Genomic DNA, 13,952 nt, shown 5'->3' with positions numbered 1-13,952 from the left:
CGACGATGAGTTTCAAGCGCTCAATATCAAACCCGGTAAGTTTCATGGCGATTGGAACTATACGCTTCTTCCTCGCTCTTAATCGGTAACTTAATTCTTGCCCATGCCTTAGAGTCCTTCTTCCTGAGTTACTCGCACCACTTCCTCCACCGTCGTCAGTCCGGCAAGTACTTTTTCAGCACCATCATCACGCAACGTGAGCATACCGTTATCAGTTGCCGCGCGTCGGATCGTCGCCGCGTCGACTCGGTCCATGACTAATGGTCGTACCACATCAGAAATCACCAACAGTTCATGAATGCCAACGCGACCACGATAGCCCTTTTGCTGGCACGCCTCACACCCCGTCCCAGCCCTGTAGAAAGGACGGCCAGCAACGTATTCTGGTGAGAGGCCGACTTCCCGTATTTTGCTGTCATCGGGCACATAGGCTTGCCGACACTGAGCACACACGCGGCGTACTAACCGCTGCGCCATCACTCCGAGGAGTGACGATGACACAAGAAATGACTCAATCCCCATATCAAGTAACCGTGAGACCGCGCCGAATGAATCGTTAGTATGTAAGGTCGAGAACACCAAGTGACCAGTGAGCGCAGCCTGAATGGCAATTTCCGCAGTCTCAGCATCACGGATTTCACCGATCATGATGACATCAGGATCTTGTCGAAGAATCGAGCGCAGTCCTGCCGCGAACGTGAGGTCGATCTTTGGATGTACCTGCATCTGCCCTATCCCACGCAACTGGTACTCAATCGGATCTTCAATCGCCAGAATGTTCTTCTCGCTTGAGTTGATCTTACTTAACGCCGCGTAGAGTGTCGTGGTTTTTCCCGCGCCGGTTGGTCCGGTTACCAACACAATGCCATGACTCTGATAGATAAGGCGATTAACCAGCTCTAAGTTTCGTCCACTGAGACCAAGCTCTTCCAGGCCAAGCAACGCACTAGAGCGATCAAGCAAGCGCAAAACCACACGCTCACCAAAGGCGGTTGGAATCACCGACACACGCATATCCACATCTTTGCCGGCAATTTTGAGGCGGATACGACCATCCTGAGGCAACCGTTTTTCAGCAATGTGAAGCCCCGCCATGATCTTGATGCGTGAGATCAACAACGGCTGAATTGCACGCGGTGGTGTCACTGCGTCATACAGAATGCCATCGACGCGAAAACGAATCAGCAACTCCTGCTCAAATGGTTCAATATGAATATCACTCGCTCGTTCCTTCGCTGCTTGATAAAAGAGTGAGTTCACGAGACGAATGATCGGCGCTTCGTCATCAGCTTCGAGCAAATCTCGGGGTTCTTGCCACTCAGCAGCATCGAGGTCGAGCACTTTTTCGTCAAGCGTATCAAGCAGCGCTTGCGTCGATTGCGAGGCTTGATCGTAGGTGTGATTCAATGCGTCGTGCAGCACCGGTTTGGGGACAATGAACGGCTGCACTGGTCGATGAAACAGCAACCGTAAGTCATCCAACGCTGCGATTTCACGAGGATTCGCAATCGCCACAGTCAACGCTTCGTCAGTCAATACGCAGGGGAGAAGTTGATACTGTTTAGCAAAGGCTAAGGGAACGCGAGTCAGTAACTCCGAGTTTTGCCTATCCCATGAAAGGGTATCTCGATAGGAAAGGCCATAATAAGAAGCCTGGACTTTTGCCCAGCCCTTAGCATCGAGCGCCCCGAGTTCGCGCAAAGCATCACCGAGATCTTTGTCCGGCTTTAGCCGTTCTCGCGCTTTCGCAAGGGTATCAGCGGGGACTCCCGCTTCTTGGATGAGAATCTCCTCCACCGACCGCACAACCACCTCCACCTCAATGTGGAGATAGTATCATGCCTCACGCACCGGCAAAAGCCGGAGGGGATTAACGTGGCTGCGGAGTCGACACTCCATGAAACGGTTCCAACTTATGAAGCAGCAACATCCGTGAATCCGGATAGTATGCCCCACGCATCAGCAAGACACGTTTACCTGGACGCTCTTTGATTAGTATGTCCTGCCATTCCTCAGGACCCTTAATGAAGATGCCTGGTTCTTTGTGAGTCACATCGGTCATGAACCGCCCCGTCGAAAAATTACGATCCGAACACTGGATATTGTGAATGACGAAGCGAATGAGTTCGTCTTTGACCTTCAGCGTCGTTACACCATTGCCGGGCTCAACTTGCACCATACCATAGAGGCTAATCATCCATCCTCCGCCAATCACTTGGGCGGAAGCGACTGTCGGAGCAAGAAACAGCAAAAGAAAAACACGCGCTATGAGAGGAGTGCAGCGTGCGGAGTTTGTCCAAAGTCCAAACCCTCTCCTAAACCTGGTCGAAGGGCCTACAGCCTGAAAACGTTTGCTTATTTTTTTCCGTTTTCCTGCATCCTTGATCCCTGCCTCCATTTGGCCCCCGTCGTTCTCTTTTCTCTTGTTTCTCCCTAAAGCCTGAAGCCTATAGCCTTTTTAGGTCAACGCCCCCTTTGCTCGGAACGCAGCAATTTCCTCAGTTGAATATCCTAACACGCGGTGCAGTACGTCGTCGGTATCCTGTCCAGTACAGGGGGCTGGTGTTCGCACATTGCATGGGGTGTCAGAGAATACCCAGGGCACCCCAGCATGCCGGCGCACGCCGACCTCTGGATGCGGCAATTCGACGAAGAATCTTCGCTGTTGCAAATGCGGGTCTTCCGCTAACTCCTTGTTGGTCACCGCAGGATAGGCAGCAACCCCAGCCGCCTGCAATTTGCGAGTCGCTTCTTCGGCAGTTTGGGCCTCAGTCCACGCCGTCACGAGAGCTTCCAGGGCGTCTTCGTTCTTTTTGCGCGCATCAAGGGAGGAGAAGCGAGAATCCGTTGCAAGTCCTGGCTGACCAATGGCCTGACAAAATTTCTGCCACTCATCTTCATTAGCGACAACAATACTGACCCAACGATCTTCGCCCTGACAGTGGAACAATCCATGAGGAGACACATACGGATCGCGGTTGCCAATACGCGGCGGTGGTACCCCATTCATCGTATATGCCAGCAGCCCTTCACCGATCACCGCAATGGAAGATTCTAACTGCGAGAGATCAATATATTGTCCTTCGCCCGTGCGTTCGCGATGCATCAGTGCGGCGAGCACGGCAAAGGAACCATGCAAGCCGCCGTTTGGGTCACCATACGAGAAGCCAACATGCATGGGCGGAAAATCAGGAAACCCCGTGAGCGAAGACAAGCCGCTCAATGGAGCCTGAGCTGGCCCGTACGATACGTAGGGACTTTCCGGTCCAACCGCACCGTAGCCGGACATTGAGATCATGATGATATTGGGCTTGATCTTACGCATAACTTCGTACCCCAAGCCCATCTTGTCCATCACACCAGCTGCAAAGTTTTCCGTGACAACGTCACTGGCAGCAACCAGCTTCTTTGCGATCTCCAAAGCTTGCGGGTCTTTCAGGTTCAAGGAGACCGACTTTTTGCCTTGGTTAAACTGATTGAAGTAGCCACTGCGATTCACTCCCGGTTGCCCTTCGGCGAACGGTGGAATCCGGCGCGTGACACAGACGCGATTCTGTGACTCAATGCGAATGACCTCAGCACCAAGATGGGCCAATTGCATCGTGGCAAACGGTCCAGCCCACACCCAGGTGAAATCGGCGATTCGTACTCCTGATAATGGTAAGTTTTCAGACATAATTCCTCGTTTGAAGGGCTTTGGGATCTGGGCTCTAGGCTTTGGTGTTTAGGATCGCTCTTCGTTTTTTCCAGCTCCCAGAGCCTAAATGGTTCCTTGTTGTTTCAGCGTCTCCATCTCCCCCTGTGACAACCCAAGCCGCCCATATACCTCACTGTTATGTTGTCCGAGGCACGGCGCTGGTCGACGCAATGCCCACGGCGTAACAGAAAAACGATAGGGCGCTCCAGGATATGTCAATTCCCCAGTCTGAGGATGAGCAATTTCCACGAAGAAGCCACGGGCATTGAGGTGTTTCGAGTTGATCAGATCCCCCATTGTCGATACCGGCGCAAACGGCACCCGGCGAGCCTGCGCCGCGTGGTAGACTTCCTGCGCGGATTTGTCGGCCATCCATTCATCAAGAAGTGATTTCAGCACATCCCAGTTACCTGAGCGCGACGGGAAATCTTGAAAGATGTCCATCGCTGCCCATTCAGGATTGCCCATCAACTCGACTGCCCCTTTCCACTGATGATCTTCAATTGCTAAGAAATAAATGAATCCATCGCGGCACTGAAACACATCTTGCGGGATCAGGCGAAAGCCAAGACGCGACGCGACACTATGATCATACGGCCAGGAGATATAGTTATTCTCCATAATCGCCACGAGACATTCTTGCACGGAAACGTCAACATGCTGGCCCTTGCCGGAACGAAAGCGACCAAAGAGAGCCGCTAACGACCCATTGGCAGCATTCACTCCGCCTTGGAAGCCCGCTTGATGGCCAAAGGTTTTCAGTGGTGGCATATCAGGACGACCGGACACCCCACCAAGGTAGACAATGCCACCAGCGCTCCACATGGTCAGCTCTTGGGCATGGAGGTCGCGGTTTGGCCCCGTCAGTCCAAACGGCGTGATTGACGTCATCACTACCCGTGGGTTCACCTGACGCAAGGTGTCATAATCCATCCCCACCGAGGCCATACGGGTCGGATGATAGTTATGAATCACCAGGTCAGCATCTTTCACCAAGCGGTGAAAAATCTCTTGGCCTTTCGGCGCCTCGAGATTGAGTGTCACTCCAAGTTTGTTGGTATTGAGATACAGAAAGGTACCACTTTTTTCTGGATGTGGAACGTTACCAGGGTACGGTCCACGCCGACGCGACGCATCGCCACTCGGAGACTCAATCTTGATGACCTCCGCTCCGAGATCAGCCATCAACTTTGCGGCATAGGGTGCTGACACCATGTTACCGCACTCGATAACACGAATACCATGGAGCGGCCCTGAAGATTGGGGGTTAGGGGTTGGAGGTTGGGTATTAGCCATGGAGAGTTTTTTCCTTTTTCATTTCTCATTCCGCATTCTACATTCCGCATTCCGCATTAGTACCGTGCCATTCCCGGCTCGACCTCAAGCGCCCACGCGTCGATGCCACCAGCCAGATTTGCCACTTTGGTAAAATCACGCTGGGCCAGGAACTGCGCAACACGTAAGCTGCGCACGCCATGATGACAATACACAATAATTTCCTTGTCAGGATCGAGTTCATGCACGCGCCCAGGAATTTCACCCATCGGAATATGCACCGCGCCAGGCAGTTGTACAATCGCGACTTCTTCTGGTTCACGAACATCAAGCAAAACAGGCTGATCCCCTTTGTCGAGTCGCGCCTTTAAGTCTCGGGAACGAATCTCACTCACCATAGAGTTTTCATCTTTCTGTACAGGCTCTCGTTGTAATAGCCGTGGTTGCACGCATGTCCCAAGCATCGCAAGAATGCTGACTAGCAGAATTGCGCCCCATACATATGAACGCAAGCAGAGCCTCCTTCATTTTCCGACTTTGGACCTTGGACTTTGGACCTTAGACTTGCCCTTCCGCTTTGACTCCTGAATAGCAGGTCTGATAGTAGACAACCGGTCCATTGCTCGCAAGTATTCGCGAGCGCATCTCGAACAAAGGAGGAGTAACGTATGGCAGAATCAGAACGCTGGCAAAAAGGGGCGGCAAAGATGAAGGAACTCTTTGGCCGTGAACCGCAGCCCGGACAAATGCAGGAAGATTTCCTCAAGATCACGGTTGAGAACTTGTTTGGCGACGTTTGGGGTCGGCCAGGCTTGGAACTGCGTGAACGATCGATGATCACTGTCGCTGCACTGACAGTGCTGGCGCGCGAACGTGAGTTGAAAGTCCATCTTCGCGGGGCACTCAATGCTGGCATCAGCCGCGACAAGATCAACGAGATCATGATTCACCTCGCGCATTACGGCGGCTGGCCGACCGGTGTGAACGGCTTGCGTATCGCGAAAGAACTGTTTGATGAGATTGATGCGAAGAAGTAAGTAGCCGTCAGCCGTCAGCTCTCAGCTTTCAGCTACTGAGGTAATCTACACTTCGCCCTTTTAGGCTGACGGCTGACGGCTGATCGCTGATCGCTGATAGCTTTGGAGAGACTTTATGACCGACTACACCATCAAAGACAAAGTTGCCATCGTTGGCATAGGCGAGACACGCTACTACAAAGCTGGGCAATCACCAGTGAGCGAGTTTCAACTCGCCCTCGAAGCGATTCAGAAAGCCGTGGCTGATGCTGGATTACAGGTCGAAGATATCGATGGATTTGCCTCGTATAGCGATGACCGCAATGACCCGGTTCGTCTTGCGGCAGCACTCGGCGTTCCGCAGATTCAGTTTTCCAACATGCACTGGGGTGGCGGCGGCGGTGGCGTCGCTGGTGCCGTCGGCAATGCTGCAGCAGCGGTTGTCGCAGGTTATGCCAAGCATGTAGTTGCGTTCCGAGCTTTAGCCCAAGGACAGTTTGGTCGCTTTGGCCAAGGTCATGCTGGTGCACGCGTCCGCGGCCCAATGGCCTACTCGATGCCATACGGCTTGATGTCGCCGGCGCAGATGTTCGCGATGCGTACGCAGCGGTTCATGTATGAACACAACATCAGCCAAGAGGCACTGTGCGGTATCGCCTTGGCGTCATATAAACATGCACAACAAAACCCTCGTGCAATTATGTATGGTCGTCCGCTCACACGCGAGTCGTACTACAACTCACGCTGGATCGTCGAACCATTTCATCTGTTTGACTGCTGTTTAGAGAATGATGGTGCAGCTGCTGTTATTCTTACCACCACCGAACGCGCTCGGGACCTCAAACAAAAGCCAGTCTATCTCATGGCTGCCGCGCAAGGCTCAGGCTATCGTCAATGGACAGCCGCACATAACGATCCCGATTATGCAACCTCGAACTTCAAGACCCTCGCACCACGTTTATTTGGTATGGCTGGCATTACTCCCAAAGACGTTGATGTCGCGCAAGTCTACGAGAATTTCACTGGCGGTGTGTTAATGAGCCTGGTTGAACACGGACTGTGCTCAGCCGAAGAAGCCGAAGCCTTTTGCACCAACGGCAACCTCGAATGGCCCAATGGCGGACTGCCGTTGAACACTAGTGGCGGCAATCTCGCTGAAGCCTACATGCACGGTCTCGAACTCGTCCTTGAAGGCGTCCGGCAAATGCGCGGAACGTCGACTTGCCAAGTGAAAGACGCGCAGGTTTGTCTCGTTGCCGCCGGACCAATGGTCGCGCCGGTGAGTGATTTGTTGCTGAGAAACTAAACGTAAAGCGTAAAACGTAATACGTAACCACTCTGAAAAATAATACGTAATGCGTAATCCGTAACCACCTCCCCTCCCCTTTTACGCATTACGCATTACGTATTACGTCCGCAAGTTCACACGGAAGGAATTATCGTATGTCGGTTGAGCATGTTACCACCGTTTCCTACCTCCCCGAAGGCATGCCGCTCCCTGCACCAATGCCTGATGGGCTCGATGCGCCATTTTGGGAGGGCACGAAACAGCACAAGCTGTTGGTTCAACGCTGCAAAACCTGCGGCTCGTTTCAGTTCGGTCCAGAGTGGATTTGCCATAAGTGTCGCTCTGGAGAACTGTCGTGGGTTGAGAGTTCAGGTCGCGGTAAGGTGTATGCCTTTGAACGGGTGTGGCATCCAGTGCACAAAGCTCTCAAAGAGCGTGGCCCCTATTTGATCGTTCTGGTGGAGCTGCCAGATGCCGGTAATGTTCGCATGGTCGGTAACTTACTTGGTGATCCACAACAGGATGTGAAGATTGGTGATAGTGTTGAGGTTGTGTGGGAAGATCATACTGATGTGACGTTGGTGCAATGGCAGCGTATTTAATACAGGGAGCAATTGTTTGGCCATTGCTCCTCACTTGCGACCCTCACCCTAGCCCTCTCCCAGCCAGGGAGAGGGCAACACGAGCAGAGCGAGTGTGGGTGAGGGTAGTAACCAAGATACTCCCCACTAAAGGCAGCGTTTATCTCAACAGCAAAGAGTAACCATAGTGATCATCACCTCCCACCGCGGCGCCGGTTCTCTCGAACCAGAAAACACTCTACGTGCGATGCATCGCGCGATTGCCCTTGGGGTCGATCAGATTGAAACTGACGTCCAACTCACCAAGGACGGCCACTTAATCCTGATGCACGATCCGACCGTTGATCGCACGACCAATGGCACTGGGAAAATTGCCGAACTGACCTTCGCTGAAATCCGACAACTGGATGCAGGACTCGGAGAATGTGTTCCAACACTCGAAGAGACGCTTGCGATCACCCGTGGGAAAGTCGTACTGCAAATAGAACTCAAAGGACCTGGAACCGCCCTTCCTGTCGTCCACGCCGTAGAAGCCGCCAATGCCGTCGATCAAGTTATCCTGACATCCTTCAAGCATCAGTGGCTCATCGAAGCGCTCATGCAAAATCCCAAGCTCCGCACCGGTGCACTCTGGGGTCGCTTGCCCGCGGACGTTGTTCAGCAGACCAAACAACTTGGCCTCCATGCGCTCCATATCTGGCATGAATGGATAGATCAACAGCTTGTGAGTGATGCCCATCAACTCGGCTTATTCGTCCGTGCCTGGAACACTGATAAAGAAGAGGACATGCGTCGGTTAATCAACCTCGGCGTTGATGCGATTGGTTCGGACCGACCTGACGTTTTGCTTAATGTATGTCAGCAGATGGGCGTGCGATGAATTGCGGATTGCGGATTGGCGATTGCGGATTATAAGAGTTGCGGCCAAAATCCGCTCTCTTCCGCAATGCGAAATCCGCATTCTACAATTGCCTTATCTTTCCGGGGCAATCTCCTCCAACGTTCGCCCACTCGTTTCGGGAAACGTCAGCATCACAAGCAGAGGTCCTAATACCGCGAGTGCTGCTAATAGCGAGATCGCTTCCCAGTGCGATCCTAAGATGCTGTATAGCATCGATTCAAGTGCAAGCCCGAGGCTCCCACCGATTGTCGCCACAACGACTCGTGCCCCAGCAGCAGTCGAACGATAGGACGTCGGGAATAACTCAGCTCCATATGCCGCAACGGTCACATTGCCGCCAAGCAGCATAAAGCTCATCAATATCCAAAGCGGGACGACAAACGTTGCTGACGAATTGTAATAGGCCAGCGTAAAGATCACTTCTCCAAGTAAGAAACCAACAGTGACATACTTACGTCCGACACGATCACTGAGCCAGCCAGCAAATGTATTCCCCACGACCGCAAATGCACCGCCAAGAACAGTGAGCAGTCCGACCCCACTTGGCGTCCATCCATGTACATCTTGTAAATACTTTGGGCCGAAAAATCCGGCAGCGGACTCTGTCACCGCGAGTACGAACACCACAGCAGATAGTGACGCCATACGTGCTGGATACATGCGCATGAGATGAAACAGCGGCATCAGCGCATGTTCAGACTGACCAGTATTAGTGCGTTGTTGTTGATATTCGGTGAATCGTTCGGTCTCCGGTAATGTGCGACGCCACTGCGCAACTAAGAGCAACGGAACAAGACCAACCAGATAGAGCCCACGCCAGCCGTGCTCAAGATGCCCAACCAAAGCAAAGAGCAGCGCCGCTAAGCCAGCGCCGCAAGATTCAATCGCTGCAAACGCACCAATGCCCCAACCACGGACAGCAGGATTAAACTCTTCAGCAATAACCACGACCGCAAGGAGAGCCTCAGCAACAGCAAAAGTACGTGCGAGAAACTGGCAAGCAACAAACAAGCGCGCATCTGAGGCAAACGCCGTCAGCCCAGTAAACACGGTGTACGCGAGGATCGTAAACAACAACACCCGACGCCGACCAATGCGATCGGCAACCAGCGTAACAAAGAAGGCCGGTAACGCCCCAAAGCGAACGATCGACCCTAACAAGCCAAGTTGGGATTCTTCGATCGCAAGCCCTGCCTGAATTTGCTTCAGCGCCAGCGTAAACAAGTAGAGATCGTACTGCTCAAAGAACGACACTGCCGCAACGAGCCCAAGGACGCGCCACTGGCGGCGGGTCAGTTCTGGTGGTCGACCAATAAAGAACGCAAGCTTAAACCAGAATGGTCGATAGCCACGCGCGTCGTCCCTCTGCTCCGAGATCGACTCTTCCTTACGAGCGGGAGTTGAAGCGTGCGACACGTTACACGCCACCAAACTGAATCAACTCGATCACCGTCCCATCAGGATCAGTAAAACACACAAACGCATCCTTCCCACCCGAGCCGTTGGGAATGAGCTGCGGATCAGAGAAAAATTCTACTCCAGCGATATTCGCTGCTTTTACTTTGTCACACACGGCTTGCAATGCGTCGGTCACCAAAGCGATACGGGCCATACCGGCATGATAGAGATGCGGATAAGCTCGGCCTTCGGTCTTCGGGGTTTTCCATTCAATCAGATCAAGACGTGTCGAACGGCGATCATCTCCGACTTGCATGAGCACCGCACGACCACGCAGTTGTGGAATTTTCAATCCCCGTTCCAGATACTTGTTCCCGACTTCACCAAGGTCACGCACGATCTTGAAACCCAAGAGTTGGTAAAAAGCGAGCGACCGCTCGAAGTCGGTGACGTTCACGTTAATATGGTAGATGCCTTTGACCATCTTTGCCCTTCCTGTGTGAGCAGTGAATCTCGCAAGGGTTCTCAATTGTTTGAGAAGGAACCGGGGAAACGGAGAATCGGGGAATCGGTGCAGAAGAATGGAGGGGCGGTCTCCGATTCTCCCCATCTCCGGTTCTCCGATTCTTCATCCTTTTAAGAGAACGACGCCATCCCTCACCGCTGGTGCTCCCTCAGCGTTACGAACTTCAAAACACACCGCATCGCCGTCAGCAGTTTTTTCCCGCGAGAGTATTCGCACGGTGATTTCCGAGGGCATCATGACCATAGCATTGAACCGACCTGCAATGCGCCGCACTTGAGAGGGCTCACAGCTCGCTTCGAGTTTGACAACCTGTGATACCGCCAGTGCCAAGGTGGCAGTCCCATGCAGGATCAAACCTGGTAAGCCAGCCCGATCTGCCACAGCGGTATCGGTATGGACTGGATTCCAGATATGCGCGCACTCCGTATACACGTGCGCAGCCAATGCAGAGATTGGTATTTTCACTTCATGTCGTGCTGTGGCACCGGTCGCAGCCGCAGACGGAAGTGGCGGGATTTCCGTCGCCGGTCGATTTGGTCCGGTCACCGCCACATCACGAAACAGACCGCCTTGCCAGGTGGTAGACACGAGTTTTCCATGCGCATCGACAGTATCGAGACGCATCACCTGAAACGCACCAGGTTCACGCTGCTCGACGCCAACAATCGTCGCACGGGTTGTGAGCCGATCTCCAGGTCGCGCACTACGATGAAGAATGACATCATGCGTAGCATGGACTGAGCGAATAGCCTCGTCCATCGTCAATCCCATGGTTTCGGCTTGCGCACGCATGGCCAAAACAGTGGGCCATTCGACACACACGGGAAACAGCGGATGCCCGATAATACTCTGCGGACGTAGCGTATCCAGATAGCAGGGTAAGGTGTCACCAAGCCCCGCGGCATAGGCCATTAACCAACGCGCATCGACATCATGGACGATGGGATCTGCAGTCGCACCAATAGTTGATGAATTGAGTGGCATAGAACCTCCATAACGGGAACAGTAGTCAGCAGTCAGCAGGGAAAACCAATGATGAAGGCAGAACGCAGAACGATGAACGGCAGACAAGAAACAGGAGTATACGTTTTCATTCATCGTTCATCATTCATCGTTTTCTCCTCCGACAAGCCTCAAGCCTCTAGCCTCACCATATAGACTTTAAACCTTGCACTTTAAACTCATCCTGTCAGTGTCCCCCTGCCTTCTCCGCTCCCAGACCCGTATTCGCCCGCACCAGTAGTTCAGCAAACTTCTCTTCCGCAGTAGGTTCACGAGTCAGCAATGTTCCGATGACCGCACCAAGGAACCCTAACGGGATACTCACAATCCCTGGATTCTCAAGCGGAAAAATTGCCTCTGCTTTCATGAAGCTTGGACCGATGAGAATGAGGAGAATCGAGGCAGCAAGCCCGGTGGCTAATCCAGCAACTGCTCCTGTGGTATTAAACCGTTTCCAAAATAGCGAAAAAATAATCACAGGCAGATTGGCTGAGGCAGCAACAGCAAAAGCCAACGCAACCAGGAATGCCACATTCGCAGTAGGTCCAAGCAAAATGGCAATGGCAATGGCAATCGCTCCCACGACAAACGCGGTGATGCGCGCGACTCGGACCTCTTCGCCAGGGCTTCGTTCTCTGCCATGATGCAGCACGTTGGTGTAAAAATCATGGGCAAAAGACGTTGATGCACTGATAGTGAGTCCAGCGACAACCGCAAGGATCGTAGCAAAAGCAATCGCCGCGACGAACGCAAAGAACACCTCGCCACCTAACGTCTGTGCCAGTAACGGTGCACTCATGTTGGTGCCGCCGTTGGCCGCAATCACGTCGCGTCCGACAATAGTCGCTGCCCCAAATCCGAGGAACGTCGTCATGATATAGAAACTGCCAATCAGTGCCATTGCCCACACCACACTGATGCGCGCCGTCTTTGCATCGGGCACGGTGTAAAACCGCACTAAGATATGTGGCAATCCTGCCGTGCCGAAGATCAAAGCCAAACTCAGCGAGATGAGGTCGAGCGCTCCGTATGGCGGCTTGAATCGCAACCCAGGCTGGAGAAAGTCCTTTGTTACCTGGACTCCGTTCTCGGTATATGTCACATGACCAATGGCGTCGAAGAATTTACTAAAGCTAAAGTCAAAGTGCGCCAAGACGAGAATGCTGAGGAGAACCGTGCCAGCCATCAAGAGAACTGCCTTAATGATCTGCACCCACGTCGTCGCCAGCATGCCGCCAAACACCACATAGGTAACCATCAGCACCCCTACCCCGATGACAGCGGTGTGATAGGTAATGCCCGAGTCTTTCAGCAACAACGCTACGAGCGCACCCGCACCAACCATCTGCGCAATCATATAGAAGGTACTGACAGTGAGTGTACTAAGGGCGGCCATCGCGCGTACCGGGCGCGGACTCAAGCGATAGGCCAGCACGTCAGCCATCGTATATTTGCCGGCATTGCGGAGCGGCTCTGCGACAATGAGCAGTACGGTGAGATAGGCGACCAGCCAGCCGACCGAATACATAAAGCCATCGTACCCTTGGAACGCAATGATCCCAGCGATGCCAAGAAACGACGCCGCGCTCATATAATCACCAGCGACGGCCACGCCATTCTGCCACGCAGTCATGCGGCGACCTGCAGCAAAGAACGAATTCGCACCAGTGGCCTGTCGCGCAGACCAATAGGTAATCCCTAGGGTCACGATGATGAACACAAGAAACATGATTAAAGCTGTGGACATAACATTTAGTTTTGAGCTTAAGGTTTAACGTTTGTCACTTTGGGACTAGGGGCTAGAGGCTTGGGGCTTGTTAAGAGGACAGTTCAAAGTTCAAAGTTTAAGGTCCATATTATGGGGCTGGAGATTAGTTTTCTTACACAAGTCTCAAGCCTCTAGTCTCAAGCCTCAAAGCTCTCTTTCCCCTAACGCCTCGCCTTATCAACCACATCCTTCGCCATCTCATCGAACCGCCCAGCAGCACGTAGGTACATCGCCGCCAGAATCCAGGCCATGAAGAACTGCGATAGCGCAAACACGTAGGCAAGGTTCACGACGCCGAGGACTTTCGTTTCCATGAGGTGTGGGGCATACCCCACAAGGATGGGAAGCGCAAAATAATAGACCAGAAAGAAGATGGTTGCCGGAACAATAAACTTGCGCTTCGCATCGAGGAGCGCTTTAAACTCGTCCAGCGCTGCGACACGCTCCCATTGGGTGCTTGAGATCATCCCCTGAGGGTGTTCATCGACAAGTGGCGATTG

The 13,952-nt window shown here is 53.0% G+C and carries 14 protein-coding genes; 4 read left to right on the top strand and 10 right to left on the bottom strand.

Annotation, left to right across the window (positions count from 1 at the left end; genetic code table 11):
* Positions 1–108 precede the first annotated feature (108 nt).
* The 5 genes from gspE to FJ147_01395 all read right to left on the bottom strand — a co-directional run bounded on the left by gspE (position 109) and on the right by FJ147_01395 (position 5,370).
* Complete coding sequence (gspE, locus tag FJ147_01415; GenBank protein ID MBM4254536.1) at positions 109–1,812, bottom strand: type II secretion system protein GspE; 1,704 nt, start codon at positions 1,810–1,812, stop codon at positions 109–111.
* A 58-nt stretch (positions 1,813–1,870) separates the two neighbouring features.
* Complete coding sequence (locus FJ147_01410) at positions 1,871–2,197, bottom strand: hypothetical protein (GenBank protein ID MBM4254535.1); 327 nt, start codon at positions 2,195–2,197, stop codon at positions 1,871–1,873.
* Positions 2,198–2,458: 261 nt separating this feature from the next.
* The gene (locus FJ147_01405) at positions 2,459–3,676 is read right to left on the bottom strand and encodes a CoA transferase (protein MBM4254534.1); all 1,218 of its coding nucleotides are present in this window, start codon (positions 3,674–3,676) and stop codon (positions 2,459–2,461) included.
* Positions 3,677–3,760: 84 nt separating this feature from the next.
* Entirely contained in the window at positions 3,761–4,993 is a 1,233-nt protein-coding gene (locus tag FJ147_01400) for a CoA transferase (protein ID MBM4254533.1), read from the bottom strand.
* 56 nt (positions 4,994–5,049) lie between these two features.
* A complete protein-coding gene (locus FJ147_01395) occupies positions 5,050–5,370 on the bottom strand; it encodes a sulfurtransferase (protein MBM4254532.1) in 321 nt (106 codons plus the stop codon).
* A 270-nt stretch (positions 5,371–5,640) separates the two neighbouring features.
* On the opposite strand from FJ147_01395, the gene FJ147_01390 reads away from it, so the two are divergent.
* The 4 genes from FJ147_01390 (at position 5,641) to FJ147_01375 (ending at position 8,737) form a co-directional block, all read left to right on the top strand.
* Positions 5,641–6,009 carry a carboxymuconolactone decarboxylase family protein gene (locus FJ147_01390; protein ID MBM4254531.1) on the top strand — a complete coding sequence of 123 codons (369 nt, stop codon included), beginning with the start codon at positions 5,641–5,643 and terminating at the stop codon, positions 6,007–6,009.
* A gap of 115 nt (positions 6,010–6,124) precedes the next feature.
* Positions 6,125–7,294: an acetyl-CoA acetyltransferase gene (locus tag FJ147_01385; protein MBM4254530.1), complete on the top strand. Its 1,170-nt coding sequence runs from the start codon at positions 6,125–6,127 to the stop codon at positions 7,292–7,294.
* Between the two features lie 137 nt (positions 7,295–7,431).
* On the top strand, positions 7,432–7,878 hold the full coding sequence (locus FJ147_01380) for a DNA-binding protein (GenBank protein ID MBM4254529.1): 447 nt from the start codon (positions 7,432–7,434) through the stop codon (positions 7,876–7,878).
* Between the two features lie 166 nt (positions 7,879–8,044).
* Positions 8,045–8,737 carry a glycerophosphodiester phosphodiesterase gene (locus FJ147_01375; protein MBM4254528.1) on the top strand — a complete coding sequence of 231 codons (693 nt, stop codon included), beginning with the start codon at positions 8,045–8,047 and terminating at the stop codon, positions 8,735–8,737.
* A gap of 93 nt (positions 8,738–8,830) precedes the next feature.
* Here FJ147_01375 and FJ147_01370 read toward each other — a convergent pair whose 3' ends face one another.
* The 5 genes from FJ147_01370 to FJ147_01350 all read right to left on the bottom strand — a co-directional run bounded on the left by FJ147_01370 (position 8,831) and on the right by FJ147_01350 (position 13,919).
* On the bottom strand, positions 8,831–10,189 hold the full coding sequence (locus FJ147_01370) for an MFS transporter (protein ID MBM4254527.1): 1,359 nt from the start codon (positions 10,187–10,189) through the stop codon (positions 8,831–8,833).
* Positions 10,176–10,766, bottom strand: a complete 591-nt coding sequence (locus FJ147_01365; protein MBM4254526.1) for a VOC family protein — start codon at positions 10,764–10,766, stop codon at positions 10,176–10,178. The genes FJ147_01370 and FJ147_01365 overlap by 14 nt, the downstream gene beginning before the upstream one ends.
* 18 nt (positions 10,767–10,784) lie before the next feature.
* Positions 10,785–11,780, bottom strand: coding sequence for a hypothetical protein (locus FJ147_01360; GenBank protein MBM4254525.1), 996 nt, complete (start codon positions 11,778–11,780; stop codon positions 10,785–10,787).
* A gap of 91 nt (positions 11,781–11,871) precedes the next feature.
* Positions 11,872–13,431, bottom strand: a complete 1,560-nt coding sequence (locus tag FJ147_01355; protein MBM4254524.1) for a cation acetate symporter — start codon at positions 13,429–13,431, stop codon at positions 11,872–11,874.
* Between the two features lie 182 nt (positions 13,432–13,613).
* Positions 13,614–13,919, bottom strand: coding sequence for a DUF485 domain-containing protein (locus tag FJ147_01350; GenBank protein MBM4254523.1), 306 nt, complete (start codon positions 13,917–13,919; stop codon positions 13,614–13,616).
* Between the last annotated feature and the right edge of the window lie 33 nt (positions 13,920–13,952).

Source organism: Deltaproteobacteria bacterium (assembly GCA_016874775.1).
In the GTDB taxonomy this organism is placed as follows: Bacteria; Desulfobacterota; Binatia; order Bin18; family Bin18; genus VGTJ01.
This window is presented reverse-complemented; position numbering and strand designations above follow the sequence as displayed.

Bases quoted from the DNA above. Each gene is read 5' to 3' on its own strand.
- FJ147_01410 (MBM4254535.1), bottom strand. From the start codon at position 2,197: ATGATTAGCCTCTATGGTATGGTGCAAGTTGAGCCCGGCAATGGTGTA.
- FJ147_01405 (MBM4254534.1), bottom strand. From the start codon at position 3,676: ATGTCTGAAAACTTACCATTATCAGGAGTACGAATCGCCGATTTCACC.
- FJ147_01400 (MBM4254533.1), bottom strand. From the start codon at position 4,993: ATGGCTAATACCCAACCTCCAACCCCTAACCCCCAATCTTCAGGGCCG.
- FJ147_01395 (MBM4254532.1), bottom strand. From the start codon at position 5,370: ATGGTGAGTGAGATTCGTTCCCGAGACTTAAAGGCGCGACTCGACAAA.
- FJ147_01390 (MBM4254531.1), top strand. From the start codon at position 5,641: ATGGCAGAATCAGAACGCTGGCAAAAAGGGGCGGCAAAGATGAAGGAA.
- FJ147_01385 (MBM4254530.1), top strand. From the start codon at position 6,125: ATGACCGACTACACCATCAAAGACAAAGTTGCCATCGTTGGCATAGGC.
- FJ147_01380 (MBM4254529.1), top strand. From the start codon at position 7,432: ATGTCGGTTGAGCATGTTACCACCGTTTCCTACCTCCCCGAAGGCATG.
- FJ147_01365 (MBM4254526.1), bottom strand. From the start codon at position 10,766: ATGGGGAGAATCGGAGACCGCCCCTCCATTCTTCTGCACCGATTCCCC.
- FJ147_01360 (MBM4254525.1), bottom strand. From the start codon at position 11,780: ATGAATGAAAACGTATACTCCTGTTTCTTGTCTGCCGTTCATCGTTCT.
- FJ147_01355 (MBM4254524.1), bottom strand. From the start codon at position 13,431: ATGTCCACAGCTTTAATCATGTTTCTTGTGTTCATCATCGTGACCCTA.
- FJ147_01350 (MBM4254523.1), bottom strand. From the start codon at position 13,919: ATGATCTCAAGCACCCAATGGGAGCGTGTCGCAGCGCTGGACGAGTTT.